Genomic DNA, 26,586 nt, shown 5'->3' on the forward strand with positions numbered 1-26,586 from the left:
GGCAGGCGCGTTCACGCGTGCCTGATGCCTGCAGAGACCGTTGCTCGGGATCATGGGATTCTTCCAGTTCGAGTGAGGGATGCCGTGCGCTGAAAATGGCGTGACGCCAACGCTATTGCCGCTTCGGGGCGCCGCGAAGCGCTGTGAACAGATCGACCACTAGCGCAAGCGCCAACGAGCTCGCGCCGATCAGGAACAGGCTTGTGTAATTGCCACCGTCGTGCGCGAACAGAAACGACAAGCCATACGCCGCGACCGCCTGCAGTACCGCGAAACTGGTGGTCGCCGCGCTCCACGCGCCTTTCTGCGCAGCCGGATGATGTGTGAGCAATTCATTGACCCTGCCGAGCACGAGAGGCACGATGCCCGGCACGAATGCGCCGACCACGACGCTCGAGACGATCAGCGCGGCGGGTCCCGGTACGAGCGCCGGCAATGCGACCGCGGCGATCTGCAGCACGTAGGCCACGCGCAGCGCCGGACCGAACCCGGCACGGTCGGCCAGATGGCCGGTGAGCAGCGGGCCCGCGATCGCCCCCAGTCCGAACAGCACCCAGTATTGCGCGCCGGCGTCGAGGCCCTTGCCAAGGCCGCGCGCCACGAAATCGACCAGAAAGATCATGTGTGGGACGAGGCCTGCTGCATTCAACGCATATTCGGCGTACAGCGCGCGCATCGAGGCGGCCGGATAGGCGCGGCCGTGTCCGGCGTGATGCGCCGCGTGCTGCACGGCGGGCCCGGCCCGACCCGGCCAGCCATTCCATGCGACGGCTGTCAGCGCCACGGAGATCGCGGCGAGACCCAGCCACGTTTGTGTCAGACCCTGACGCAGCAGCAACGGCACGATGGTGCCGGAGGCCGCGATGCCCAGGCCGATACCGCTGAAGATCGCACCGCTCGCAAAACCCCGGCGCGATGGGAGCACATGCGCGAGGATCGTCGGCGCGGCCAGCACCATCAGCGCACCGCCCGACAGGCCGGATGTGAAACGCCAGACGAAGAACCAGAGAAACGAAACCGGAAAGGCGCAGGCGACGAACGCGGCGCTCGCGAGCAGCATCATCGCGCGCAGCACGAACGCGGCGTCGAATCGACGTGCCAGCCTACCGCCCGCGAGCGCGCCGGCCAGATAGCCGCCGAGATTGGCTGCGCCGAGATAAGCGGCGGTCGACGCCGGAAACCAGTGCGCGCTGACGATTGCCGGCAATAACGGCGTATAGGCGAAACGCGCGAGCCCTATGCCGACAAGGCTCGCGCTCGCTCCGGCCAGCGTGCCGCGCCAGACATCGAATGCGGGTGCGAGCGGTCCGTTGACGACTGCAGGTTGCATGACTGCCTCCACTGTTCGGTGACGCGCCGTTCCGTCCGCCTGGCGGCCGCGACGCGATGAGCCCGAGAGTCACAGCTCGCCATGCCGGTCATGAGGATCGCAAATCAAATCCCCCATCACTTGCAACGTTATAAACGATGCCTTGAGTGTCGACGCCGTTGCCGGCATCCACGCGTGGCCCGTTACCCGTTATGAAGATGGCCGGGTCGAGTCGAATCAGGAGCGGGCCGTGTCAGCGAATTCGCCGGTACGGCCCGAAGGCGCGACCTGCGCGATCTCGATGGATAGAGTCTAGATTGAACCGGCCATAGAGAGAATCTACGCGGATCGGCAGACATTCTTGCGCCAAGCGATTCAATTGCGTGTCGTGATCCGCTGGGATTGCGTGAAGTGCCGGCGCAGGCGCGGCGCCGCGAAATCGACGAAGGCGCGCACCTTGGGAACGGCGAGGCGGCCCTGTGGCGTCAGCAGGTGGATTGGCAACGGGGCGGGTTCGTTCTCGCTCAGGACGATCTCGAGTGCCCCTTCCCCGACCTGTTCGGCCACGTGATACGAAAACATGCGTGTGACGCCGTGTCCCGCAACGGCTGAAGCCACGGCCGCCTGAATACTGTTGACGATGAAGCGCGGCGTGAACTGGACGACGCGCGGAATCGTCGAGCCGTGCGGCGGCGGAAAGCTCCACGAATCCAGGCCGAAATGGGTCATGGAGATGATCTGATGCTGGGCGAGATCGGCCGGTTCGGCGATAGGCGGGTGCTTGGCCAGGTAGCCGGGCGATGCGGTAACGACGCGCCGCGTTTCGCCGACCGGGATCGCCACGAGCGTCGAATCCGGCAGGTGGGCGATGCGCAGCGCCACGTCCATGCCTTCGTCGATCAGGCTCACCGGGCGGTCGAGCATATCCAGGCGGACCGAGACGGCCGGATAGTGATCGATGAAATCGTCGATGATCGCCCGCAACATGTCCTGGCCGGCCGCCACCGGCGCGGTGATCGTGAGCAGCCCGCGCGGTGCGGAGCGCTCGCCGGCGATCAGCAGATCGGCTTCCTCGAGGTCGGTGAGAATGCGACGGCAAGCGGCGGCATACCGTTCGCCGGCTTCGCTCAGTTTGATCGTGCGCGTCGTACGATGCAGCAGGGCCGTCCCGACATGTTCTTCGAGGAACGCGATAGCCCGGCTCACCGCGGCGGGCGAGCGGCCGAGCCGACGGCTCGCGCCGACGAGACTCCCCGCGTCGAGCGTGGCGACGAACACCTTCATTGCGTCGATGCGGTCCATGTTGCCTGATCCGGGAGTGATGAAGAACGGGATTCGGCAGAGTCTACAGCGTGGACGAAGGACGGCGGCGGGACAGGGGGGCCGGTACTGGCGTAGGCCCCTGTGGGGTATCGGAATACGGGTGAAAGCGCGCCGCTCACGCGCCAGCGGACGCCTCCAGTTCCGCAAGCCGCTTGCGCAGCAGGCGATCCTCCTGGAAGCGGCTGGTTTCGTCACGGATCACGGCGACGATACCGGTGAGCGCGTTTTGCGGTGAATGCAGCAACGCGACCGTGAAGGCAATCGACATCGACCGTCCGTCTTTATGCAAGGCCGGAACACGCAGCACGTCGTTGCCATAGCGGGTTTCGCCCGTCGCCATGGTCTTGTGGTAGCCGTCCCAGTGGCGGCCCCGCAGCCGTTCCGGAATGATCAGATCCAGCGAATTGCCGAGCGCCTCGTCTTGCGAAAAGCCGAACATGCGTTCGGCCGCGGGGTTCCAGAAGGTGATGCTGCCCTGGGCATCGGAAATGACGATCGCGTCGCCGATTGCATTGGCAAGTTGCTCGAAGTCGATGGCATTTGGCATGGCGCTCCCCGAAAGTGACAAACACGGATGCGTGAACAGGATACGGCACCGCGAGCGGCACCGTATCCGCAAGCCCGAGCCGATGGCCGGGCGCTCCCGGCACCGTCAAACCGCTTTGACTTCGCGCAGGTTGAAGATTTGCTGCTGGTTATAGCCGAGGCTGGCCAGGACTTCGTCGGTGTGTTCGCCGAGCAGCGGCGACGCGGTGACTTCCGGCTTCAGATCCGAAAACTTGATCGGGCTGCCGACGGTCAGATACGTGCCGCGTTTCTTGTGCGGCACTTCGACGATCGTGCCGCTTGCGCGCAACGACGGATCGTTGGCCAGTTCTTTCATGGTCAGCACCGGAGCGCACGGAATGTCGAACTTGCGCAAGATGTCGACCGCTTCGAATTTGGTCTTGTCGGCGAGCCACGCTTCGATGGTCTGGAAGATATCGAAGATGTGCGGTTGACGGGCTTCCGCGGTTTTATAGGCCGGATCGTCGATCCATTCCGGCTTGCCGAGCGCTTTGCAAATCGGCTCCCATGCATGCCCCTGAATCGTGAAGTAGATGTAGGCGTTCGGATCCGTTTCCCAGCCCTTGCACTTGAGCACCCAGCCCGGCTGACCGCCGCCGCCCGCATTGCCACCGCGCGGCACCACGTCGCTGAATTCGCCGTGCGGATATTGCGGATATTCCTCGAGATAACCGACGCGCTCCAGCCGCTGCTGGTCACGAAGCTTCACGCGGCACAGATTCAGCACGCTATCCTGCATCGAGACCGCGACCTTCTGGCCTTTGCCGGTTTTGTCGCGGCCCAGCAGCGCGGTCAGAATGCCGATGGCCAGATGCATACCGGTGTTGCTGTCGCCGAGCGCCGCGGCGCTGATGGTCGGCGGACCGTCCCAGAAGCCGGTGGTGGAGGCCGCGCCGCCCGCGCATTGCGCCACGTTTTCGTAGACCTTCAGGTCGTCGTAGTGGTGACCATCGCTGAAGCCCTTCACCGAGGCGACGATCATCTTCGGATTGAGTTCGTTCAGCCGTTCCCACGAAAAGCCCATCCGGTCCAACGCGCCCGGGCCAAAGTTTTCCACCAGCACGTCCGACTCGCGGATCAGCTTCTCGAGTACTTCCTTGCCTTCCGGCTTCTTCGTGTCCAACGTCAGCGACTTCTTGTTGCTGTTGAGCATCGTGAAGTACAGCGCGTCGGCGTCGGGGATATCGCGCAACTGGTTCCGTGTCACGTCCCCAGAACCCGGCCGTTCAACCTTGATGACGTCCGCGCCGAACCAGGCGAGTAACTGGGTGCAGGCGGGACCGGCTTGAACGTGGGTGAAGTCGATGATCCTGATGCCTTCGAGAGGTTTGGTCATGTTGAAATCTCCGTGGTTGCCCAGATTACTTTTTCATTGCCGCGCTTTGCGGATTCAGATTGGTCAGTCGACCGCTTTCGGTGCCCGCCGCTTCGTCGATCACCGCATTGATGAGGCTCGGCTTGCCCGAGGCGATCGCTTCGAGCAGCGCCTTCGTCAGTTCTTCCGGCGTGGTCGCGTGATAGCCGATGCCGCCGAATGCCTCGATCATCTTGTCGTAGCGCGCGTTCTTCACGAACACGGTCGGCGCGACGTCCTTGCCGCCGGTCGGATTGACATCTGTGCCGCGGTACACGCCGTTGTTGTTGAACACGATCGTGCACACCGGCAAGTCGTAACGGCAGATGGTTTCGAGTTCCATGCCGCTGAAGCCGAATGCGCTGTCGCCTTCGATCGCGACGACCGGTTTGCCGCTCGTGACCGCCGCGCCGATCGCGAAGCCCATGCCGATGCCCATGATTCCCCACGTGCCTGAATCGAAGCGTTTGCGCGGCTCGTACATGTCGATAATGCTGCGCGCGTAGTCGAGCGTATTCGCGCCTTCATTGACCACGTTGATGTCCGGGCGCGTTTTCAGCACATCGCGGATCGCGCGCAATGCGCTGTGGAAATTCATCGGCGACGGGTTCTTGTCGAGCGTCGCGGCCATCTTGGCGAGATTCCTGTTCTTGCGCTCCGCGATCGCGCCGGTCCATTCCGCGCTCGGCTTCGTGAAGCCCGCATGGATGCCGGCACGAAGCGCCGCTACGCACGAGCCGATATCGCCGATCACCGGCGCGGCGATCGCCACGTTGCTGTCGATTTCGGTCGGCGAAATGTCCACCTGCACGAACTGCTTCGGCGCCGCGCCCCACGTCTTGCCCTTGCCATGCGACAGCAGCCAGTTCAGACGCGCGCCGATCAGTACGACGACGTCGGCTTCCTGCAGCACGAACGAGCGCGCCGCCGAAGCCGACTGCTCGTGCGTGTCGGGCAGCAGGCCTTTGGCCATCGACATGGGCAGATACGGAATGCCGCTTTCTTCGACGAACGCGCGAATCTCCGCGTCGGCCTGCGCGTACGCGGCGCCCTTGCCGAGCAGAATCAGCGGCCGTTTGGCGCTCTTGAGCACATCGATTGCGCGCTTGACCGATTCGGGCGCCGGCAACTGGCGCGGCGCCGCGTCGACGACTCGCACCAGCGACTGTTGCGCTTTCACGGCGTCCAGCGTTTGCGCGAGCAGCTTGGCGGGCAAGTCCAGATACACGCCACCGGGGCGCCCCGAGACGGCGGCGCGAATCGCCCGCGCCACGCCGATGCCGATGTCTTCGGCATGCAGCACGCGATACGCGGCCTTGGCGTAAGGCTTGGCCGCGTTCAACTGATCCATTTCCTCGTAATCGCCCTGCTGCAGGTCGACGATTTCGCGCTCGCTCGAACCGCTGATGAGGATCATCGGGAAGCAGTTGGTGGTCGCGTTGGCGAGGGCGGTGAGGCCATTCAGAAAGCCCGGCGCCGAAACCGTCAGGCAGATCCCCGGCTTCTGCGTCATGTAACCGGAAATGGCCGCCGCGTTGCCCGCGTGCTGCTCATGGCGAAAGCCGATGAAACGCATTCCCTGCGCTTGTGCAAGCCGCGCGAGGTCGGTGATCGGAATGCCGACCAAACCGAAAATGGTGTCGATGTCGTTCAGCTTCAGCGCGTCGATGACGAGATGGAATCCATCGGTCGTTTCGGTCGCCTGCTGTTTCAACGTATCGTCTGTTGTGGGCTGGTCGGCTTCTGCCATGACATCTCTCCTTGTAGGCGGGGCTTTATGGGGTGTGTCGCGAGCTGGGCGCCCGCGTTCTCAGTTATTCATTCGGGCGAGCCGCCGGATGACGGCTGCAGCCGCGGTTCGGCGATAACCACGCCGGCTCGCGCGCCCGAGTTCTCGATCCAGCGCTTTCTCATGGGGGCGAGGATGAACTTCGCGGACACGGCTGCCGCGATCGACACGACGGCAGCCGAGATGAACACCGTGCTCCACCCGCCGTTAGCCGATAACACCGAGGCGATCGGCACCAGCATCGAAGCGGTGCCCTTCGCCGTATAAAGCGTTCCGGCGTTGGCCGCGGCGTATTTGCTGCCGAACGTGTCGGCGCAGGTGGCGGGAAAGATCGAGAAGATCTCGCCCCAGCACAGAAAGACGGCGGCTGCGAAGAACATGAAGGCGTACGGGTTGTGGCCGAACTGCATCAATCCCAGCAGCGCGACGCCTTCGCCGAGAAAGATCATGAACATCGTGTTCTCGCGGCCGATCCGGTCCGACAGAAAGCCGCACAGGGGACGCGTGAAGCCGTTACACAGGTTGTCGATCGAGAGCGTCATGGTGAGCAGCGGCAGCGTGATACCCATGAGGCTGACCGGCAGTTTGGCGAAGCCGAATTCCTTCGCGATCGGCCCGAGCTGCGCGGTCGCAATGATGCCGCCGGCCGCGACGAATACGAACATCAGATACAGCACCCAGAAGAGCGGGGAACGGATCATTTCGCCGGGTGTGTAGTCGATCTTGCTTGCCACCAAGCGTTTAGCCACGACTGCGGTGGCGGGCGGCTTCGGCCGTATCAGCATGGTGGCGAGCAACAGGATGCAAACTCCCTGGAAAATGCCGAAGAACATGAACGTATGCTCGTAGCCCGAACGCTGAATCATGTCGGCGATCGGAATCACGGTGACGGCTGCGCCAGCGCCGAAACCCGCCGCGGTCAACCCCGCCGCGAGACCGCGTTTGTCCGGAAACCATTTCAGCGCCGTGCCGACGCACGTGCCATACACGCAGCCCGCGCCGATGCCAGCAATGACCGCTGCAACGTACAGCGCGGCCAGACTGCTGGCGTGCGCGTCGATGATCCAGCCGAGCGCCACGCACACCGAGCCGCCGATCACGACGGGGCGCGGCCCGAACTTGTCGACGAGCCAGCCTTCCACAGGCACGAGCCACGTTTCGGTCACGATGAAGATCGTGAACGCGCTCTGGATCGCCGCTTGTCCCCAATGGTGGGCGTTGTCCATCGGTACGACGAACAGCGTCCACGCATATTGCAGATTCGCGACGAGTCCCATGCAGACGATACCGATGGCGAGTTGCACCCAGCGGTGATGCGTGAACGCGGTACGGCCTCTGTCCGATACGTCGGAATGTCCCATGTCTCCGTCTCCTGTCTCTTCCGACGCGCTCGAACGGCACGCTGGACTTACATGATCGAATCGCTTCTTCGCCGGTTGGTTTGCGGGCTGCGAAGCGCCAATGGTCGGCCAGAAGGCACTGCACTAACGAAAACCCTAACCCGCAGGTGCAGCACGTTGAGAAGATGCTGCGCGAGAACAGCAATAAGGGAAAGTTAAAACATTTTATGGTTTGCATTAGGCATTCCTAATGGATGGGTTGAAACCCTTATCCATAGGGCGCTGAGCGCCGCAATCCGTTCACCGGGCGCGAAGATTTCGTCGCCGTTCGTGGGGTTGGGGTAAACCAATATATAAACAAAAGGCTATTGTTTTTTGAAATAACTTTAACTGTTGTTTATTCGTGCGCGCTTCTACTCTTCGTCGTGCTACCTGCCTGAAGGAGAACACCATGAACACCACCCAATTCAATGCTGCCGACAGCGCGCACGACACTGAAATCGAAGCGCAACTGTGCGCCTATAACGCCGCTTTCGACGAACTCGGCCTGCGCTTTCGCTGGGATGTGCATACGCTGGCATTGCTGGCCATGATCGACGGCGAACAGGCGCAGATCTCCGCGTATATCGAAGCACATCATGGGCACTTGCTGAAGGCCTATAGTGCTGAGTTTCTGAGCCGGGCCATTCTCGAAAAGAAGAGCGCGCGGTATCCCGCGCCTTTGCCAAAACGCGTCGAAGGCGCGTCGCGTTCGACGCACGTGGCGCATCAGTCGGAGGTCGGTAGCCGACGCGAGCGCGTTTCGTTTGCGATAGAGCTGCCGGCATTGGCAGGTGTGTAGAAGCGGTGTGCGGCATGCACGCGTTCCTGCGGGGATGCGTTCGCGTCGCTCTTGAACATCCGCGAAGAATGTGGCGCACATCATGTCGCCGTTCGGGGGTGGAGGAGTAACGCTATGCTCGACGCGGTCGAGCTTGCGCGATTGCCGGCCGCAGGCTCGTCCTGGGACGACGCGGCGGCGGAATACGAGACATCAACGTCCGCGCTTTTGGCCGAATCCGCCTATGGCTCTGCCGAAGGGGACGCGACGTTTCTGTCGCACGGCGGGCAGGCGCTCACGCTCGAAGTCTATCGTCAGCATGCAGCAGACGAGGCGTCCGCTGGCGTCGGTCGACGTAGAACTGCATTCGTCATTCCGTGACGCCGCAATTGGACCGCATCACCCAGGGGTTCCAGAATCAAGCCAGGTCCCGTGCGCGCTGCCGCGACGCGGGACCTGAAGGCGTGCCATTCAGCTGCCGAAGTACGGTGTACAGAAGCTGGCCGGACCAACGCAGCCGGAATGCATCGCCATATGCGCGGGCGCACCTGAGGACGAAGTGCCGTCGTGCGCCACCCCACCATAGCCCTGCGTAGCCTGCTGCTGGCTGGTTTGCGCCGCTACCTTGGCTTCCGCGGCCTGGATGTCGGCCGGATAGTTGGCGTCGTCGCGTTGGGCCGGGTTATAGCCAGCCTGTTCGATCCGGACGAGATCACTGCGAACTTCCGCGCGCGTCACGGGCGCATTCGATTGCGCGAAAGCGAACATCGGAGCGGACAAGGCGCTTGCAGCGAGGGCGAGACAAACGATGGCTTTCTTCATGATTTGATACTCCTAAATAAATGCGATATTTAATCGGCGAGAATCTTGCGAGAATACCTGGAACTGCATATGGCACACGTCACCGGAGAGAGGCGCTCTGGGCTTTGCTCCGTGAGCGTCTGGGATCTATATTGCGACATTGAAGGTGACGTGATACCCACCGGTTGATTACAAGATTGACAGAAAGCGCTGAAGCGTTGTCCGGCCGTGGTTATGGATCACCGCGGCAGTCGAACGAAACGCCGTTATGATGGCGACTGCATCATCAAGCGCTTTCCTTTGTCCGTCCAGGCCGCTTGCCATTTCTGTCAACCACTGCGGCGGCGTCTGAAGAAATAGAAGGGCGCATTCTCGTCGTAACGATGCACGCAAAGTAATCCTGTGCGGTTCGTGCATTCAAAGCCGGGGCATCCGGGTGTATCACGGAAAACTGCTCTGCCACGGAGTCCGTCGACGTGGCCAGAAAGGTCGGCCGGGAGGCACCTACGTCAGTGTTGCAATGGCCGATCAGTTTGCCCACGGCGTGGCCGATACGCGGTGCACCACGATCTCATTGAGGACGGCGGTCTCGAAGTGCTCTGAACCTCCAGAGAGCGGAGTGGCTTTTCGCCAGCAGTGCAATTCAACGGACAAGTCCTCGCGGACCTATTCCTGCTTGCGCAGTGCATCGAAACTGCAAGATGCGCCTGATAGCGCGCCGCTTCGCCATACATCAGAAATCGTTCATACCTCGCATGTGTGCCTAACACCTTGCGAGCGAGTTTGATGGGACACCAGTATTGCTCAGTGCGCGCGGCGATCTCCGACGCGTAGGCAATGAGGCCGTTCGCATATTCACAGTAGGCGCAGTGGAATCGTTCCATAAAGTTCAGATAGCGCAGCTGCCAGCGATCCATCACGATGTAGTCCGCCCGTTTGACTTTGGCGATGCCGTAGATCGGGAAACAGATTGCCTGGTAGATCGAGATGCAGATATCCAGAAACACCAATGGGAAGACGAGCCCATAAACAAACGGCGCCGCGAGGAAGTTCTGTGGCCGACTGGAGAGCATCCAGCTAACAAGGTCCACTTTCAATTCCCGATGGACCTTGCCAACCGCTTCGTCGAATTCGATGTGCTTACCGGTGATCCGGTAAAAAAGCTTGATTTCCCGTTGATGCAGTTCTGTCCGCAGTTCAGATTGAAGGGCGCTGATCTGGGCTAAGAGATGCTGTATCCGCTCTTCCACATGAACTCCGTTGACTTGAACGAGAAGGCGCGCGATAAAAACAGCCGGCTCTGGATTACGCCGAAGCCGGCGTCAAGGCGCTTCAACTATTGCCTCCTCCGGACTGCGCGGCCTCGATGGCCTTGGTCCGCTCGGCTTGGGCCTTGGCAACTTCACGATCTCGGGCTTGGTTCGCCGCACGGACTCTCGCCCGGTAAGTCTCATTCGCGGTGCGGATTTCACTTCTCATCCGCACAATGGCATCGCTGGATTGAGTGCCCTGTGCGCTGGACGATGCGGCGCTTTGGGCCCAAGCCTGAGTCGTGCCAACCGTCGCCAGTGCAATCAATAGGGCCGGGAATAGCCTTTTCATGCTGGTATCTCCAGAAGATCAACGTGTCGAGGAAAAGCCCTGTCGGCCGCGGCCGCGGATTGACGGCCATTGCAAAAACGGATCGCGGCTCCGATACTGGGACAAGGCATGCAGACAGTCAGATGACGTCAACACTGCCTATTTGGCGCCTTGGGCACGCGAGTCGGTTGACCAGGATCAACTGGTTCGACATGGATGGCGCGATCGGACCGCCAATCGAACACATCTGAACGACGGGAACGGTCGCGATACCCGTCTTGCCACAGTCCGTTACATGCTGCTGCGCGGGACGACTCGCCAGACGGTGTTGCCCACGTCGTCCGCCACGAGCAGTGCGCCGTGCGCATCCAGTGCGACGCCGACCGGTCGCCCCACGGCGTGGCCATCCGGCGTGAGAAAGCCGTCTAGAAAATCCTCGGGGGCGCCAGCAGGTCTTCCATCGAAAAAAGGCACGAACACGACCTTGTAACCGGTGTGCGGCTTGCGGTTCCACGATCCGTGCTGGCCGATGAACGCGCCGCCCCGATAGTGCTGGGGAAACAGCGTTCGGTCGTAAAAGACCAGACCTAACGAAGCCGTATGATTGCCGAGCGCATAGTCCGGTGCGGTGGCCGTAGCGACCCGATCGGGGCGTTGAGGTTCGACTCGCAGGTCGACATGCTGGCCGTAGTAGCTGTACGGAAAGCCATAGAACGCTCCGTCTTTCACTGCGGTCATATAGTCCGGTACGAGATTGTTGCCCAGATCGTCCCGCTCATTGACGGCCGTCCACAATGCGCCGCTGTCCGGTTGCCACGAGAGACCGTTAGGATTGCGCAACCCTGTCGCATACGGGCGCAGGCGGGCGGTGGCCACGTCGAATTCGAGGATGCGGGCACGGCCTTCTTCGGCGTCGATACCGTTTTCGCCCGCGTTGCTATTCGATCCCACTGTGATGTAGAGGTGCTTGCCCGAGTGGTCGGCGAGAATATTTTTTGTCCAGTGGTGGTTGATCGGACCGGCTGGCAAATCGGCAACCTTGACTCCGGGGCTGGTGATCTGCGTGGCGCCTTTGACGTACTCGAAACGCACCAGAGCGTCTGTATCGGCAACGTAGAGTTCGTTGCCAATGAGCGCCATGCCGAACGGCGAGTGCAGACCGCGGAGAAACACGGTCTGCATCTGGGCGGCGCCGGTGTTGTTCGCGTCGCGTAATAGCACGATGCGGTCGGGACTCGGCACGCCCGCGCCCGCGCGCTTCATCACCTGCCGTCTGGCCCAGCCGTAGATGCCGCTGCCTTCGTCGTGTTCCGCGGGTGCATCGCTTTCCGCCACCAGCACGTCACCGTTGGGCAGCGTGTAAAGCCAGCGCGGGTGCGCGAGGCCGCCGGCGAACTGAGTGACGGCGAAGCCCTCGGAAGCGGTGGGCATAAAACCCGCAGGGCGCGCCTGAACGGGTGCGATATTGATCATCGGAATCAGCGCCGAGTGCGGCGCCGGAATAGCCGGCGAGGTACCGAAACCGCTATCGCCTATACTTGACGGGCCGATCGCACATGCGGCCAGCGGTAAAACCAGTGAAGCTACCAGACGGCTGGGCAGGCGCATTTTTGCTCTCGGTGATAAGCGTTGGTCGATGATGCTGACAACGGATCAGCAAGAAGCTTGCCTATGAAGCGATCGTCCGTGGCATTGGGCGGTTGGCGGCTGCGCGCAGCGTCAGGTTTCCTTAAGGTGAGGCCGTTAGCATTGTTTAAAATGGACGGGATATGTGTGCCGGCAGTCGTGCCGCGCGATCCCGGCCGCGCGTTTTATCAATTTAATGCGGTACTGAAACATTAAGGAGAGGGAGTGGCTAAAATCCAGCAAAGTACGGGTCCGGCTTATGACGGAGTGGCACGCACGCTCCACTGGCTCACTGTCCTGCTGATCGCGATGCAGTTCGTGATCGGCTGGACCATGCCGGATATACACAAGGATACGCAGCCCGTCGGCCTGATTGCCTGGCATCTAGGCGTTGGCTCGGCGCTGATCGCCGTCATGGTGATCCGGGTAATCTGGCGATTGACTCACTGGCCCACGCCGGACGAGTTGCCGCCGCTGTTGAGCGTCGTCTCGCGCATCACGCATTTTCTGCTTTACGCCGCGCTGGTGCTGGTGCCGCTGCTCGGCTGGATCAATGCATCCTCACGTGGCTGGACGATCCGCTTGCTGGGCCTCGTGCCGTATCCGGCACTGAGCGAGCCGGGCTCGGATTTCGGCCACGAGATGGGCGATGTGCACGGCGTTCTCGCCTGGGTGCTGTTCGCGCTGATTGCGCTGCATGTGGCCGCTGCGCTGTTCCATCGCTTTGTTCTGCGAGACCACGTTTTGCAGCGGATGCTGCCCCGCTCAGGGCCTTGAGCAATTCCGCGCGAAACCAGTGAGCGCTAGCCCCGACGATCAGTCAACCCGGCACCAGCGGCCGGACTCGGGGCACACAATGGCGGGTTCTCCGTTCAGCCGGACCTGTTCCGCGTCCAGTTGCAACGAGGTGGAAGGCGCGGTGTCGAAGGCAATTCCCAGGGCCTGCGCAACGTGGGCGTCTTCAATGGGCAATTCCCAGGTCAGGAATATCTGGATGCAATCCTGATCTGGCGCAAAGTCCGCCACATCAAAACGGCTGCTGCCGCGCTGAATGACGCCATGGGGCTGGCCAGTATCGAATATGACGACCGTGCCCCGGGTCAGCGGAATGCGCCGGCCCAAAGCGGGAAAGTGCAGATCGAGCCCCTTGTCCTCGCTCATGAAGAGATTGCAAAAGGCCGCGCTGCCGTATTGCTCGGCGTCATGGTGATACCTCGCGCCGCGGCAGGCCATGAGGGCGACGTCACTGGAGGCGAGCACCGCGCGCAGTCCTCGCGCGGACGTCCAATCGGACGCGGCCTGCACGCAGCGCCGGTAATCCGGCCAGCGCGCCCGCGCTCGCGCCAGAGGCATCGGTTCGACGTCACCGGGTTCCAGGACCATGTGAGACGCTATTTCCCTTTCCCAATCGGCAAGCAGACGCACAGGAGGCACAGGCACGTCGAGCGAGCCTGACAGCACGACGTCACTCACGCGCCGACTGCGAATGGCGTCGCCGCTCCAGAAATAGGAAGTCAGTATGTCCGGCACTTGATGCTGTCACAGGGAGTCATGCGTCCATTGTAACGATACGCTGGGGGTGCGCTCGGCGCCCATCGGCCCGGAACGGCCCCTCGCGGCCAATGGCGTCCCGCACACCGGAGCAAGGAACTGGACGAGACTTTCCTCCGCGCTCATCGCAACGACACCTTGTGTGGACTGCGGGTTCAGTGCCCGAGGCCGCTGGCGGCGATCTGGTGCTCCACGTATTGCGCAAAAAGCGTATGCAGGCGCGTCGTCGGATGAAGGTCGTCGGCAAACATATACGTCTGGTCCGCGTTGGAGCTCGCGTAGGTTGGCGGCGAGCACAGCAGTGCCGTGGCATCGGGTGTTTTCTTGGGGTCGCAGGCGACACTGGTGTTCGATACGGCGAAGCCATTGGCCTGAAAGTTCGCCATGATTCCGTTCAACCAGGTATAGGAATCGATCTGGATGACCTTGCCCTGCAGGCCATTGGTCTGCAATGCGGCGTTCAGGCTGCTGTTGAACAGTTGCGATAACTGGGTCAAGTTCGCTCCGCCATCGGATGAGGCAAGACCATGCGGCGACAGTCCGATGTTCGGCACATTGACCACCACGACATGAGTGGCGCCGTTCTGGACGATCTGCCCGATCACCTGAGCGAGGGTGGCAGCCGCCGTTTCGACCGTCTGAGCCGCCGCCGGCGGCGCTCCGGCGCGGAGCACATCGTTCGCGCCGGCCCACACGAGCACCAGCTGATTCGAGTTAAAGCTCCCATGAGCGGCCAGATAGCTCGAAACCTGCTGATTGACAGGCATTTCAATGTTGCCGATCACGCTGGTCAGAAAATCGGACTGGTTTGCCGGCGTCGCCACCGTGGCGCCCCCTTCCGCATACCCGAGACCGCCCTTGGCGCTGAGTTTATGCGTGATGTCGATGGTGTACGCAACGTTTAGCGTGTCGCCGTAGTATTGCGCGACATTCTGAGTCCACACCTGTCCTGGATTGGTCGTGAAACGCCCTCCACCCACCGCGCCGGCGATCGGTGCATAGGTTCCGACGTCCGACAGGCTGTCGCCGAACGAGACGACTTGCAGATTGACGCCGCCTGCCGGAGTCGCCGCGCTGCCGCCACTTGAACCGCCTTCGTGACCACCGCATGCCGAAAGCAGGCACACCGCCACGGCAAAAATTGCAGAGCGTACCGTGTCATTGATTCCTCGCATAACGACTCTCCCTGAACTGGCGGGGAGGTGCGGCCACGGTGCGGGATGATCGCGCGTCGCCTTCCCGGCAAGGACACTCCCGAAGCAAGAAGCATGCGCCGCCGCGTATTGCTGTTTGGGGCCGGTTCACCTGTCACATCAGGGGTGGCCGGCGTTTGCGCCCTTCTACCCACCCGAATCGGGTGGGTGAGCGCCAAATTGCCCGGCAGCGCGGCGTCGCACTTCTATACTCGGGGCAACACGCGTTCCGTCGTGACGGCACCTGCCGCGAGCCTTTTCTCACGCCATCCGGCCTCTCAGTTTTCCCAGCATGTCCGAATCCATTGAACGTTCAGTAGACGTACGCGTCTCCCCCAGACTCGCAATCGAACCCGTAACCGGCACGAGATTGATTCCGCCTCGGGCGGCACGCCAGCTGATGCCGCGCGAAGCCTTGATGGCGCGCCTGCTCGAAGCGCGGCGGCAGCGTTGCGTGGTGATTCAGGGGCCGGCCGGCAGCGCCAAAACCAGCACGATGCTGGCCCTCAGGCAAGCCATGTTGACGCTGGACTTCGACGTGGCCTGGCTTTCGCTCGCGCCGGAAGACGACGACCTCACCGCGTTCTTCCACGGCCTGCTCGCGAGCCTTGCCAGCGTGGATCCGGCGATCGCGCGCGAAGCGGAGTTACTGGTCGGCCGTGAAAGCGACGAGACCGCGGTCGAGCACTGGGTGATCACGCTCGTTCGCGGTATCGCTCGCCGCAAGCGCGAACTGGTCCTGATGCTCGACGACGTGCATTACCTGCAGAACGCCCGGATTCTCGAGGCCATGCGCTGGCTGCTCGACTACGCGCCACCACAGCTTCATGTCGTGCTGGCTTCACGGCGTGCGCTGCCCGTCTCGCTGGCGCGTCTGCGCTCGCAAGGTCTGGCGACGGAACTCGACCGGCAGGATCTGCGCTTTTCGCCCGAAGAGTCAGAGCGGTTCTTGCGCGAGCAACTCGGCGACATTGCAAAACGGGACGCGCAGGTCGTGCACGAACTGACCGACGGCTGGGCGGCGGGTCTGCAATTGTTCGCGATCGACCTGAAGACGCGCAAAGGCGCGGCGTTCGCGCCTGCAACGGTGCGTGATGCCGAGACCTTCGCGCGCTACTTCGAACGCGAGGTGCTGGTGCGCCTCGCACCCGAAGACCTTCTTCTGCTCACTCGCGCGGCGCTGTGCGAACGATTTTGCGCACGCCTGTGCGCCAGCTTGATGCAACCTTTAGACGCCGTGGGAGACGTCGCCTCCCGACTCAGCCGCCTGGAAGGCGACAATCTGTTCATCACCCAGATTGGTGTCGGCCAGGACGGTGAAACCTGGTACCGCCTGCATCCGCTGCTGCGCGAAGTCCTGCAGCGCCGGGTCGCCGGATTGCCGGCCGCGCAACTGCGCGAACTGCATGCCGCGGCCTGGCAGTGGCTCAGTGTGCAAGGCTATGTCGACGAAGCCGTGCATCACGCCGTGCTGGCAGACAACGCACAGGCCGCCGCGGACCTCGTGGAAGGTTGCGCGCACGACCTGCTCGCGCGCGGCGAACTGCGGCAGCTTGCGGGCCTGGTGCGCCGGTTGCCCGCGGCGCAGATTGCGGGGCGTTTCGATCTGCGTGTCATCACCGCCTATCTGCAAATGTATGCGGGGCAAACCGATGCCCTGATGCAGAGTATCCAGCAGATAGCGTCGCGCAGCGAGCGGCCGGACCCGCGTCAGCGCTACGCGCTCGCGCTGCTTCGCGGCGGCCTCGCGCTACAGCGCGACGACACGGATTCGGTCGTGGCGCTGTTGCCGGAACTGCAGCGCGTTCCCGCGGATGCCGACGATTTCACCCGTGCGGGTCGCGGCAATATCCTCTCGTGGATGTTCATCCATCGTGGCGAATACGAACAGGCGCGCAAGGTGCTGGAGGAGGGGGCGCCGCATGGCGGCGCGCCGCGCGGCATCCTGTTGGGTCGTTGCATGAGCGGTATGACGCACGCCGCCGAGGGACAGGTGCTACTCGCCGAGCGGGTGTTCTGCGAGGTGCTGGCGGAGGCGGAGAAACAAGGGCCGGCCTATGTCGGCATTGCGTGCATGGCCGCGGCGCTGCTTGGCGAGGCGCTTTACGAACTGAACGATGTCGACGCCGCGCTCGGACTGCTGGACGCGCGCATCGACGTGCTCGAACGCGTGTCGATTCCGGACACCGTACTGCGGGCGCTCGTGGTGCTCGCCGGCGCACACTGGTTCGCGGGCCGTCGGCTGGAGGCGCGCGACTATCTCGAACGACTCGAAGACTACGCGAAGCGTCATGGCGTGGATCGCCTGCTCGCCAACGCATTGTGTTTGCGCTCACGCTGGCTGCTGGAGGAAGGCAGTCTCGACGAAGCCGAGGCGGCCTTGCTGCGTTGCGAAGCGCTGGCGGCGCGTTATGCCGGCGCGGTGCGCAGCACGGCGTGGGAAATCAGCGTCTGCGCCGATCTCGCGCGCATTCGCATGTGCCTGCATCTGAACGACTTCGACGGCGCGATGAGCCGGCTGAAACCCCTCAGTGCGCTGTCGGAAGCCGGAGGGCGGTGGTGCCGCGTCGCCGGGTTGCGCGTGCAGATGTCGATTGCCGAGAAGGGGCGCCACAACGAGAGAGCGGCGCGTGAGCATCTCGTCGGGGCGTTGCGTCTGGGGCACCGGCTCGGGCTGATGCGCAGTCTGCTGGACGAACTCGGACCCTATCGGCGAATTCTCGACCCTCTGCCGTTGGAACAGGATTTCGATCCCGTGCTTGGCTTCTATGCTCAGCGATTGATCGACGCCGGCGAGGCAACCGCGCCCGCCGCGCCGCAAACGGCCGCGGTGCACGTGCCGATCCAGTCGCTCAGCGAACGGGAAAACGAGGTGCTCGGTCTGCTGGCGCTCGCGCTGCCGAACAAGAAGATTGCGCGGGTCATGGACGTTTCGCTCGATACGGTGAAGTGGCACCTCAAGAACATCTACAGGAAGCTGGAAGTGTCCGGGCGTGACGGCGCCGTCGCAAAGATGCGCGACGCGAGCGCGCGCTAGCCGTCTTCCCGCTCGCAGCCATCTGTCCACCCGCCCCCACTCCACGGGGGTAGGCTCGCTCCCCACCCCCGCCACGCACAATGCGTTCATGGAAGCAGCCGGCCGATCAACCCGGTCCGCGCTGCCAACGCATTTAATCGATGAGGAGCGTGCGGTGGAAGTCAAACGTAATGTCTATCGCGAGGATCACGAGATGCTGCGTGAAACCGCGCGGCGTTTCTTCGAACGGGAATGCCTGCCGCGGCAGGCGCAGTGGGACGAAGCCGGCTGCGTCGATCGCGAGACCTGGCTGAAGGCCGGTCGGGAAGGTCTGCTGTGTGTGACCGTTCCGGAAGAGTACGGCGGCGGCGGCGGCGATTTCGGCCATTCGGCCATCGTCGCCGAAGAGCTGCACCGTGCGGGCGTATCGGGCTTCAGCTATTCCGTGCACTCCGACATCACCGCGCCCTACATCGTTCGCCTTGGCACGGAGGAGCAGAAGCGCAACTGGTTGCCGCCCATTTGCCGCGGCGAAAAGATCCTTGCGATTGCGATGACCGAACCCGGCACGGGCTCCGATCTGAAGTCGATCCGTACTACCGCGGTGCGCGACGGCGACGACTACGTCATCAACGGCAGCAAGACATTCATCTCCAACGGCCTGAACTGCGACATGGTGGTGGTGGTTTGCAAGACCGACCCGTCGGCGGGCGCGAAGGGCGTGAGCCTCATCATGGTTGAAACCGACCGCGCGGGTTTCCGCCGCGGCCGCAAGCTCGAAAAAGTGGGGCAGGCGGCGGCGGATACCGCCGAACTCTTCTTCGACAACGTGCGCGTACCGGCAGGCAACCTGATCGGCAACGAGAACGGCGGCTTCATCCATTTGATGGAAGAACTGCCGCAGGAGCGCCTGATCATCGCGGTGTATTGCGCCGCGAAGCTGGAGCGGCAACTCGAACTGACGTTGCAATACGTGAAGGACCGCCGCGCTTTCAATCAGACCGTGTGGGACTTCCAGAACACCAAATTCAAGCTGGCCGATGTGAAGGCGCAAGCCGTGGCGGTCCGCACGCTGGTCGACTACTACATACGCGAGCATATGGAGCGCAAGCTCACGCTGCAGGAAGCGGCCATCGCCAAGCTGTTCGCGACCGAAGCGATGTGGAAGTGCATCGACGAAATGGTGCAGTTGCATGGCGGTTACGGCTACATGCTGGAGTATCCGATTGCTCGCGCTTTTGCCGACATGCGCGTCACGCGCATTTTCGGTGGGACCAGCGAAGTCCTGCGGGATCTGATCTCGCGCAAGCTTTAAGTCCCCTTACCTTTTGAGGCAGCATCATGAGCGAAAAAGTACTGGTGGCGGGCGTCGGCATGATCCAGTTCGCCAAGCCCGGCGCGAGCCAGAGCTACACCGAAATGGGCGCCGAAGCGACCCGCCGCGCGCTGGCCGATGCGGGCATTGCGTACGACCTCGTACAGCAGGCGTTCGCCGGCTACGTCTACGGGGACTCTACGTGCGGACAGACCGCGATCTACGAAGTGGGCATGACGGGCATTCCGATCGTCAACGTCAATAACAACTGTTCGACGGGTTCGACCGCGCTCTATCTCGCACGCCAGGCGATTGCCACCGGCGACGCCGACTGCGTGCTCGCGCTCGGCTTCGAGCAGATGCAGGCCGGTGCGTTGAAATCGCACTGGGACGACCGGCCGGTGACGCGCGCGCGCTTCGTGCCGATCATGCACGGCCTGACCGCCGACCTCGCGCATCTGCCGCAGGCGTTACGCACGTTCGGCGGCGCGGGACGCGAGCATATGCAGCGTTACGGCACGCGCATGGAAACCTTCGCCGCGGTGCGCGCCAAGGCGAGCCGCCACGCGGCGAACAACCCGCTCGCGCTGTTTCGCAAACAGGTCACGACCGAAGACGTGATGAACGACACGGTGCTGATGCCCGGTGTGATGACGCGTCTGATGGCCTGTCCGCCCACTTGTGGCGGCGCGGCGGCAATCCTGGTCTCCGAGAAGTTCGCGAAGAAGCATGGCTTGCGCACGGATGTGCAGATCGTTGCGCAGTCGCTCACCACTGATCCGCCTGCGTCCTTCGATCCGCCGTCGATGTTGAACTACGTCGGCACGCACATGACGCGTTCGGCCGCGAACAAGGTCTACGAGAAAGCCGGTATCGGGCCGGAAGACATCGACGTGTGCGAACTGCACGACTGTTTCGCGCACAACGAAGTCATCTGCTACGAATCGCTCGGCTTCTGTCCGGAGGGCGGCGCGGAGAAGTTCGTCAGCGACGGCGACAACACGTACGGTGGCAAGGTGGTGGTCAATCCGTCTGGCGGCCTGCTTTCCAAGGGGCATCCGTTGGGCGCGACCGGCCTTGCGCAGTGCTACGAGTTGACCCACCAGCTGCGCGGCACCGCCGACCAGCGTCAGGTGCAAGGCGCAAGACTCGCGCTTCAGCACAATCTCGGCCTTGGCGGCGCGTGCGTGGTGACGTTGTACGGCAAGCACTGAACGCGTGAGCGCAGGCCGGCGGCACGTCGTGTCTTGCGCAATCTGGATAGTCAATAGAACTGAGGATTTCCCATGCAGCAGCTCTGCAAGAATCGCGTTGTAGTCATCACCGGCGCCGGGCGAGGCCTGGGGCGCGAATATGCTCTGGAGTTCGCCCGCCAGGGCGCGAAAGTCGTCGTCAACGATCTCGGCGGCAAGGGGGACGGGTCGGGCGCGGCGAGCGGCCCCGCGCTCGAGGTGGTTGCCGAAATCGAAGCGCTCGGCGGCGAAGCCGTTGCGAACTTCGATGACGTGGCCGACTGGAACGGCGCCAGGAACATGATCGACACGGCCATTTCCGTCTTCGGCGGGCTCGACGTGCTGGTCAACAACGCCGGTATTCTGCGCGATCGCACGCTCGCCAACATGAGCGAGGAAGACTGGGATTCGGTGATTCGCGTGCACATGCGCGGCACCTTCGCGCCGTCGCGCCACGCTGCCGCGTACTGGCGCGACGAGGCCAAGGCGGGTCGCGAGCGCGTGGCGCGGCTCATCAACACCAGTTCGTCGTCGGGGCTGTATTGCAATGCGGGCCAGGCCAACTACGGCGCGGCAAAGGCGGGCATCGCGGCAATGAGCGTGATTGCGGCGCGTGAGCTGGAGCGCTATGGTGTGACCGTGAATGCGATCTATCCGACCGCGATGAGCCGCCTCACCGAAGACATCTTCGCAAAGCGTCGCGACGAATTCACCGCGGGCGCCGCACCGGGCTTCGATCCGCTGGACGCCGGCAACGTCGCGCCACTGGTGGCATGGCTTGGCAGCGGTGCGTCGAGCGGCATCACCGGGCGTGTGTTCGGCGTGCGCGGCGGTCGTATCACGGTGGCCGAAGGCTGGCATGCCGGTCCGCGCATCGAAAAGGACGGGCGCTGGGATGCGGCCGAACTCGGCGCGTTGATACCGGGGCTGGTGGAACAGGCCGCGCCGAATGCGTTGACCTCGGGCGAGATTCCGGCGACGGTGGCGTAAGCGTTCCGAACCGTCACGCATCGCAGGAGAGTAGGCATGAGCGGAACCCCGAAGTACCTCGGCGACCATGCCGGTTTGACGCCGGATAAGGCTGCCGCGATCAATAGCACGAGCGGCGAGGTCCTGACCTATCGCGAACTCGACGAGCGGTCCAATCGCTTCGCGCAATGTCTGTACGCGGCCGGGCTGCGGCGTGGCGACCCTATCGCCATGGTGCTCGAGAACAACATGCGCTGCTTCGAGCTCGCATGGGCCGCGCTGCGCTCCGGTCTGACGATCACGCCGGTCAACCGCTTCCTGACCGCGGCGGAAGCAGCCGGCATTATCGAGGACAGCCAGGCGAGGGTGGTGGTCAGCTCGTATGCCATGCGCGAACTCGCGGCCGAACTGACCGGCCTGATGCCGACGTGCCGTCTGCGGTTGATGGTCGACGGCACCATTGCCGGATGGGACAGCTACGAAGCCCTCACCGGCCGGTATCCCGCAACGCGCCTTGCCGACGAATGGCTGGGCGCCATGATGATTTATAGCTCGGGCACGACCGGCCGTCCCAAAGGCATCATTCGCGCGCAACCCGCCGGCCGGGTGACCGAAGGTTCCGGCTCCGCACGCCGTCCGCAATTCGAGCGCTATGGCTTCGACGCGCAAACGGTGTATCTGTCGCCGGCGCCGCTCTATCACACTGCACCGCTCGGCTACGGAATCGAAACGCAGTTCGGCGGCGGCACCGTGGTCTTCATGGAGAAGTTCGATCCACTCGAAGCGCTGCAAGCAATCGAGCGCTATCGCGTCACGCACAGCCAGTGGGTGCCGACCATGCTGATCCGCCTGCTCAAGCTCAGCCCGGCCGTGCGCAGCGCATTCGACCTGTCGAGCCATCGCGTGGCGATTCATGCGGCCGCACCGTGTCCGCAGGAGATCAAGCGGCAGATGATCGACTGGTGGGGGCCGATCATCGAGGAGTATTACTCGTCGACTGAAGGCAATGGCGTGACCGCGCTCAATACCGGGGAGTGGCTCGCGCATCCCGGTTCGGTCGGCCGCGCGCTGCTCGGCGTCATTCATGTCTGCGACGACGACGGCAACGAGTTGCCGGCCGGCGAAACCGGAACCGTCTATTTCGAGCGGGACCAGTTGCCGTTCCATTACCACAACGACCCGGCCAAGACCCGTGCCGCGCAACATCCCCGCCATCCGGCCTGGACAGCGGTCGGCGACATCGGTCATGTGGATGAGGACGGCTATCTGTATCTGACCGATCGCAAGGCGTTCATGATCATTTCGGGTGGCGTCAACATCTATCCGCAAGCAATCGAAGACGCGCTGGCCGTGCATCCCGATGTGCAGGATGCGGCGGTGATCGGCGTGCCGGATGCCGAGATGGGCGAGCAGGTCAAAGCGATTATCGAACCGGCGCCCGGCGTGGCGCCGTCGGACGCGCTTGCGGAACGGCTATTGGCTTACCTGCGCACGCGCGTGGCGCGCTATATGGTGCCGCGCTCGATCGAGTTCATCGACGCGATGCCGCGGCTGCCTACCGGCAAGCTGTACAAGCAGGCACTGCGTGAGCGCTATGGCGCGCGAGCGGAGCGCGCGGGGTCTTAGCCCGCGGCGCCGGGGCGACTACAAAAAATCTGGAGTGAGACGTGAACAACCTGTTGGATGCTTTTCACCTGACGGCGCTGCCCGCCGCGGCTGAAGCCTTCCGCGCGGAAGTGAAGCACTTTCTCGGCGAACACTTGCCGCCGGCGCCGGTCGACATTCGAGCGCGTTCCTGGATGGGCTTCGACGCGGACTTCAGCCGACGCCTTGCGGCGCGCGGCTGGATCGGCCTGACCCTGCCGGCCAGTTACGGCGGCGCGGGCATGGACGCGTTCCGCCGCTTCGTGCTGGTCGAGGAGCTGTTGGCCGCGGGTGCGCCGGTCGCCGCGCACTGGATCGCCGACCGTCAAAGCGGTCCGCTGATTCTGCGCTACGGCACCGAGGCGCAGAAGGACTTCTACCTGCCGCGCATCTGCGCCGCGAGCGCGTTCTTCTGTATCGGCATGAGCGAGCCCGACTCGGGCTCCGATCTCGCAAGCGTGCGTACACGCGCAGTGCGCCGCGATGGCGGCTGGCGCCTGACCGGGCGCAAGATCTGGACGACCAACGCGCAGCATTGCCAGTACATGATCGCGCTCGTGCGCTCGTCGGGCGTGGCGGAAGATCGGCAGAAGGGCCTGTCGCAGTTCATCGTCGATCTGTCCTTGCCCGGCGTCGACGTGCGGCCGATCGTGGACCTCACCGGCGACGCTCACTTCTCCGAGGTGACTTTCGACGACGTCTTTCTCGCCGACGATGCGTTGATCGGCGACGAGGGCGCCGGCTGGCATCAGGTGACGGCCGAACTGGCGTTCGAACGCAGCGGCCCCGAACGGCTCTATTCGAGCGTCGTACTGCTCGACTGCTGGCGCGCGCAATTGCGCCGCGACGGCGCCAACGACGCCGAGCTCGCGTTGCTCGGCAGCTTTGCGACGCAGCTCGCCACGCTGCGCTGCCTGTCGATCGCGGTCACCGCGCGACTCGCGCACGGTGAAAGCCCGGTGGTCGAGGCGGCGCTCGTCAAGGACATCGGCACCGAGTTCGAACAGGCGATTCCCGCGCAACTGGAGGCCGCGATCAGCGCGAACCCCGCGCAGACCCTCGACCCCGAGCTGTATCGCACGGTGGCCTACCTCAGCCAGATTTCACCGACCTTCTCGCTGCGCGGCGGTACGCGCGAAGTGCTGCGCGGCATGATCGCGCGCGGTCTTGGCTTGCGCTAACCCATCTGGACGAGGAAGAGACCTGCATGTTCACCGAAGCCATCGAAGCTATTCTGCGCGACCGCGCCACACCCGAAGCGATCCGCGCGATCGAGAACGGCGGCACCCCCGCGTCTATCTGGAACGCAGTGGAGGAGGCCGGATTTCTGGAGTTGCTGACGCCGGAAAGCGCCGGCGGCGCCGGACTGTCGCTGCCGGCGATCGCGCCGGTTTTCACGGCCTTCGGACGCTATGCGATACCCGTGCCGCTTGCGCAGAGTATCGCGGCGCGCGCGCTCCTGCGCGACGCCGGCGTCGCGGCGCCTGCCGGCATGACGACGCTCGCCGGCGCCTGCCGCCGTCGCGAGAACGGTGCGGTGGAGGCACCTCAGGTGCCGTTCGGCATGACCTGTGATCATGTGCTGGCCAATGTCGACGGTGATCTGCTGCTGCTCGACGCAGCGCGAGCCGAACGCAAGCCATGCGGCGTGCACGGCAGTTTTAGCGGCACGCTCGGCTGGGGGCTCGATGCTGTCCCCGCACCGCTTGGCGTGAACGGAGAAGAAGTGCAGCGGTTCAGCGCGGCGATCCATGCGGCCGCTATCGCCGGCGCGATGGATCGCGTGTTCGCCATGACGCTGCAGTACTGCAACGATCGCTCGCAATTCGGCAATTCGATTGGCAAGTTCCAGGCCGTGCAGCATCAGTTGAGCGTGATGGCCGAGCACGTGGCGTCTGCCGGGATGGCGGCGGAACTGGCGTTCGCCGGTTCGGGCGCCGTCCCCGAACGGCTCGCGACGGCGTTCGCGAAGGCGCGCACGAGCATGGCGGTGCCGCTGGTGGCATCGACGGCGCATGCGTTGCACGGCGCGATCGGCGTCACCGCCGAATACGACCTCCAGCTCTATACGCGCAGACTGCACGAATGGCGCATGGCGGACGGCTCGGAGGCATTCTGGAATCACGTGGTGGGGAACGCGGTCCTCGCGCAGGAGCACGGCACGATCGCGGACTTCGCGCGAACCGCGCCCTACGCCGTGGCCGCTTGAGCGGGCGAACGGCGGCCAGCCCATCTGATCGCGCCGCCGCGGCGGTTGCGATAAAACCTGAACAGCAGGGAAGACGATTAGACATCCTATGAGCCAATTTCTGAACTACGAACAGGACGGACACATCGTCACGCTGACGATGAACGAACCGGAACGGCGCAATCCACTCACCGGCAACACGGCGGTGGAGGAGTTCCTGACGGCCATTGCGCGGATCGAAGCCGACCGTGCGGTGCGCGCCGTGATCCTGACGGGCGCCGGCACGGCGTTCTCGTCGGGCGGCAATATCCACGACATGGAGCGGCACGCGTCGGGCACCATGCCCGGCATGGAGATTCGCCAGGACTACCGGCGCGGCATTCAGCAACTGCCGCTGGCGCTGTTCAATCTGGAGGTGCCGGTCATCGCCGCCGTGAACGGCGCGGCGATCGGCGCGGGACTGGATCTCGCGTGCATGTGCGACATCCGCATCGCGTCCGAGCGTGCCAGATTCGCCGAGAGTTTCGTCAAGCTGGGCATCATTCCCGGCGACGGCGGCGCGTGGCTGCTGCCGCGCATCGTCGGCCTGTCGCGCGCCGCGGAATTGACCTTCACGGGTCAGATGATCGATGCGCAGCAGGCGCTCGAATGGAATCTGGTTTCGCGCGTCGTGCCGCATGGCGAACTGCTGACGATCGCGCAAGGCCTTGCGCGGTCGATCGCCGCCAATCCGCCTCACGCGGTACGGCTGGCCAAGCGCTTGCTGCGCGAAGGCATGCATTGCCGGCTGGATACGCTGCTGGAAATGTCGGCGGCTTATCAGGCGCTTTCGCATCAAACGGCGGATCATCGCGAGGCCGTTGCGGCGTTCATCGAGAAACGCTCGCCGTCGTTCAATGGATAGAGCGGCGGCGGATCGTCTGGCGCGCGACGGCGCACGTGACACGCTGCACACGCAGCGCTTTCGC

At 63.5% G+C, this 26,586-nt stretch carries 23 protein-coding genes; 11 read left to right on the forward strand and 12 right to left on the reverse strand.

Annotated features, from left to right (window positions below):
- Positions 1-112: 112 nt before the first annotated feature.
- From CJU94_RS29700 to oxlT, 6 genes are all read right to left on the reverse strand, one after another.
- Complete coding sequence (locus CJU94_RS29700; protein ID WP_095422149.1) at positions 113-1,330, reverse strand: YbfB/YjiJ family MFS transporter; 1,218 nt, start codon at positions 1,328-1,330, stop codon at positions 113-115.
- A 354-nt stretch (positions 1,331-1,684) separates the two neighbouring features.
- Complete coding sequence (locus tag CJU94_RS29705) at positions 1,685-2,611, reverse strand: LysR family transcriptional regulator (protein ID WP_095422150.1); 927 nt, start codon at positions 2,609-2,611, stop codon at positions 1,685-1,687.
- Between the two features lie 136 nt (positions 2,612-2,747).
- Positions 2,748-3,179, reverse strand: a complete 432-nt coding sequence (locus CJU94_RS29710; RefSeq protein WP_095422151.1) for a PAS domain-containing protein — start codon at positions 3,177-3,179, stop codon at positions 2,748-2,750.
- 105 nt (positions 3,180-3,284) lie between these two features.
- A complete protein-coding gene (gene frc, locus CJU94_RS29715; protein WP_095422152.1) occupies positions 3,285-4,535 on the reverse strand; it encodes a formyl-CoA transferase in 1,251 nt (416 codons plus the stop codon).
- A 25-nt stretch (positions 4,536-4,560) separates the two neighbouring features.
- The gene (gene oxc / locus CJU94_RS29720) at positions 4,561-6,303 is read right to left on the reverse strand and encodes an oxalyl-CoA decarboxylase (protein ID WP_095422153.1); all 1,743 of its coding nucleotides are present in this window, start codon (positions 6,301-6,303) and stop codon (positions 4,561-4,563) included.
- Positions 6,304-6,371: 68 nt separating this feature from the next.
- The gene (gene oxlT / locus CJU94_RS29725; protein WP_095422154.1) at positions 6,372-7,703 is read right to left on the reverse strand and encodes an oxalate/formate MFS antiporter; all 1,332 of its coding nucleotides are present in this window, start codon (positions 7,701-7,703) and stop codon (positions 6,372-6,374) included.
- Positions 7,704-8,133: 430 nt separating this feature from the next.
- Between oxlT and CJU94_RS29730 the strand changes: the two genes are divergently transcribed.
- Together CJU94_RS29730 and CJU94_RS29735 are read left to right on the forward strand one after the other, a co-directional pair.
- Entirely contained in the window at positions 8,134-8,523 is a 390-nt protein-coding gene (locus CJU94_RS29730; protein WP_095422155.1) for a hypothetical protein, read from the forward strand.
- Positions 8,524-8,637: 114 nt separating this feature from the next.
- Positions 8,638-8,883: a hypothetical protein gene (locus tag CJU94_RS29735; protein ID WP_095422156.1), complete on the forward strand. Its 246-nt coding sequence runs from the start codon at positions 8,638-8,640 to the stop codon at positions 8,881-8,883.
- A gap of 90 nt (positions 8,884-8,973) precedes the next feature.
- On the opposite strand, the gene CJU94_RS29740 is transcribed toward CJU94_RS29735, so the two are convergent.
- The 4 genes from CJU94_RS29740 to CJU94_RS29755 form a co-directional block, all read right to left on the reverse strand.
- Complete coding sequence (locus tag CJU94_RS29740; RefSeq protein ID WP_095422157.1) at positions 8,974-9,324, reverse strand: DUF4148 domain-containing protein; 351 nt, start codon at positions 9,322-9,324, stop codon at positions 8,974-8,976.
- 488 nt (positions 9,325-9,812) lie between these two features.
- Entirely contained in the window at positions 9,813-10,553 is a 741-nt protein-coding gene (locus tag CJU94_RS29745; protein WP_244221011.1) for a hypothetical protein, read from the reverse strand.
- Positions 10,554-10,635: 82 nt separating this feature from the next.
- Complete coding sequence (locus CJU94_RS29750; protein ID WP_095422158.1) at positions 10,636-10,905, reverse strand: hypothetical protein; 270 nt, start codon at positions 10,903-10,905, stop codon at positions 10,636-10,638.
- 270 nt (positions 10,906-11,175) lie between these two features.
- A complete protein-coding gene (locus CJU94_RS29755; protein ID WP_095422159.1) occupies positions 11,176-12,492 on the reverse strand; it encodes a PQQ-dependent sugar dehydrogenase in 1,317 nt (438 codons plus the stop codon).
- Positions 12,493-12,735: 243 nt separating this feature from the next.
- Here CJU94_RS29755 and CJU94_RS29760 point away from each other — a divergent pair, with 243 nt between their 5' ends.
- A complete protein-coding gene (locus CJU94_RS29760; protein ID WP_095422160.1) occupies positions 12,736-13,287 on the forward strand; it encodes a cytochrome b in 552 nt (183 codons plus the stop codon).
- 39 nt (positions 13,288-13,326) lie between these two features.
- Here CJU94_RS29760 and CJU94_RS29765 read toward each other — a convergent pair whose 3' ends face one another.
- Both CJU94_RS29765 and CJU94_RS29770 read right to left on the reverse strand, forming a co-directional pair.
- Positions 13,327-14,031, reverse strand: a complete 705-nt coding sequence (locus tag CJU94_RS29765) for a hypothetical protein (RefSeq protein ID WP_095422853.1) — start codon at positions 14,029-14,031, stop codon at positions 13,327-13,329.
- Positions 14,032-14,216: 185 nt separating this feature from the next.
- The gene (locus CJU94_RS29770; RefSeq protein WP_095422161.1) at positions 14,217-15,236 is read right to left on the reverse strand and encodes an SGNH/GDSL hydrolase family protein; all 1,020 of its coding nucleotides are present in this window, start codon (positions 15,234-15,236) and stop codon (positions 14,217-14,219) included.
- Positions 15,237-15,546: 310 nt separating this feature from the next.
- On the opposite strand from CJU94_RS29770, the gene CJU94_RS29775 reads away from it, so the two are divergent.
- The 8 genes from CJU94_RS29775 to CJU94_RS29810 all read left to right on the forward strand — a co-directional run bounded on the left by CJU94_RS29775 (position 15,547) and on the right by CJU94_RS29810 (position 26,522).
- Entirely contained in the window at positions 15,547-18,291 is a 2,745-nt protein-coding gene (locus CJU94_RS29775; protein WP_095422162.1) for a winged helix-turn-helix domain-containing protein, read from the forward strand.
- A gap of 154 nt (positions 18,292-18,445) precedes the next feature.
- Positions 18,446-19,585 (forward strand): acyl-CoA dehydrogenase family protein, encoded by a 1,140-nt coding sequence (locus tag CJU94_RS29780; RefSeq protein WP_007178916.1) that lies wholly within the window; start codon positions 18,446-18,448, stop codon positions 19,583-19,585.
- 26 nt (positions 19,586-19,611) lie between these two features.
- Positions 19,612-20,799, forward strand: coding sequence for a lipid-transfer protein (locus tag CJU94_RS29785; RefSeq protein ID WP_095422163.1), 1,188 nt, complete (start codon positions 19,612-19,614; stop codon positions 20,797-20,799).
- 72 nt (positions 20,800-20,871) lie between these two features.
- Positions 20,872-21,807: an SDR family oxidoreductase gene (locus tag CJU94_RS29790; protein WP_095422164.1), complete on the forward strand. Its 936-nt coding sequence runs from the start codon at positions 20,872-20,874 to the stop codon at positions 21,805-21,807.
- 36 nt (positions 21,808-21,843) lie between these two features.
- Positions 21,844-23,412, forward strand: coding sequence for an acyl-CoA synthetase (locus CJU94_RS29795; RefSeq protein WP_095422165.1), 1,569 nt, complete (start codon positions 21,844-21,846; stop codon positions 23,410-23,412).
- Positions 23,413-23,453: 41 nt separating this feature from the next.
- Positions 23,454-24,611: an acyl-CoA dehydrogenase family protein gene (locus tag CJU94_RS29800; protein ID WP_095422166.1), complete on the forward strand. Its 1,158-nt coding sequence runs from the start codon at positions 23,454-23,456 to the stop codon at positions 24,609-24,611.
- A 26-nt stretch (positions 24,612-24,637) separates the two neighbouring features.
- On the forward strand, positions 24,638-25,639 hold the full coding sequence (locus CJU94_RS29805; RefSeq protein WP_095422167.1) for an acyl-CoA dehydrogenase family protein: 1,002 nt from the start codon (positions 24,638-24,640) through the stop codon (positions 25,637-25,639).
- Between the two features lie 88 nt (positions 25,640-25,727).
- Positions 25,728-26,522 carry a crotonase/enoyl-CoA hydratase family protein gene (locus CJU94_RS29810; RefSeq protein WP_095422168.1) on the forward strand — a complete coding sequence of 265 codons (795 nt, stop codon included), beginning with the start codon at positions 25,728-25,730 and terminating at the stop codon, positions 26,520-26,522.
- The last annotated feature ends 64 nt before the right edge of the window (positions 26,523-26,586 follow it).

It is taken from the genome of Paraburkholderia aromaticivorans (assembly GCF_002278075.1).
Classification (GTDB): domain Bacteria; phylum Pseudomonadota; class Gammaproteobacteria; order Burkholderiales; family Burkholderiaceae; genus Paraburkholderia; species Paraburkholderia aromaticivorans.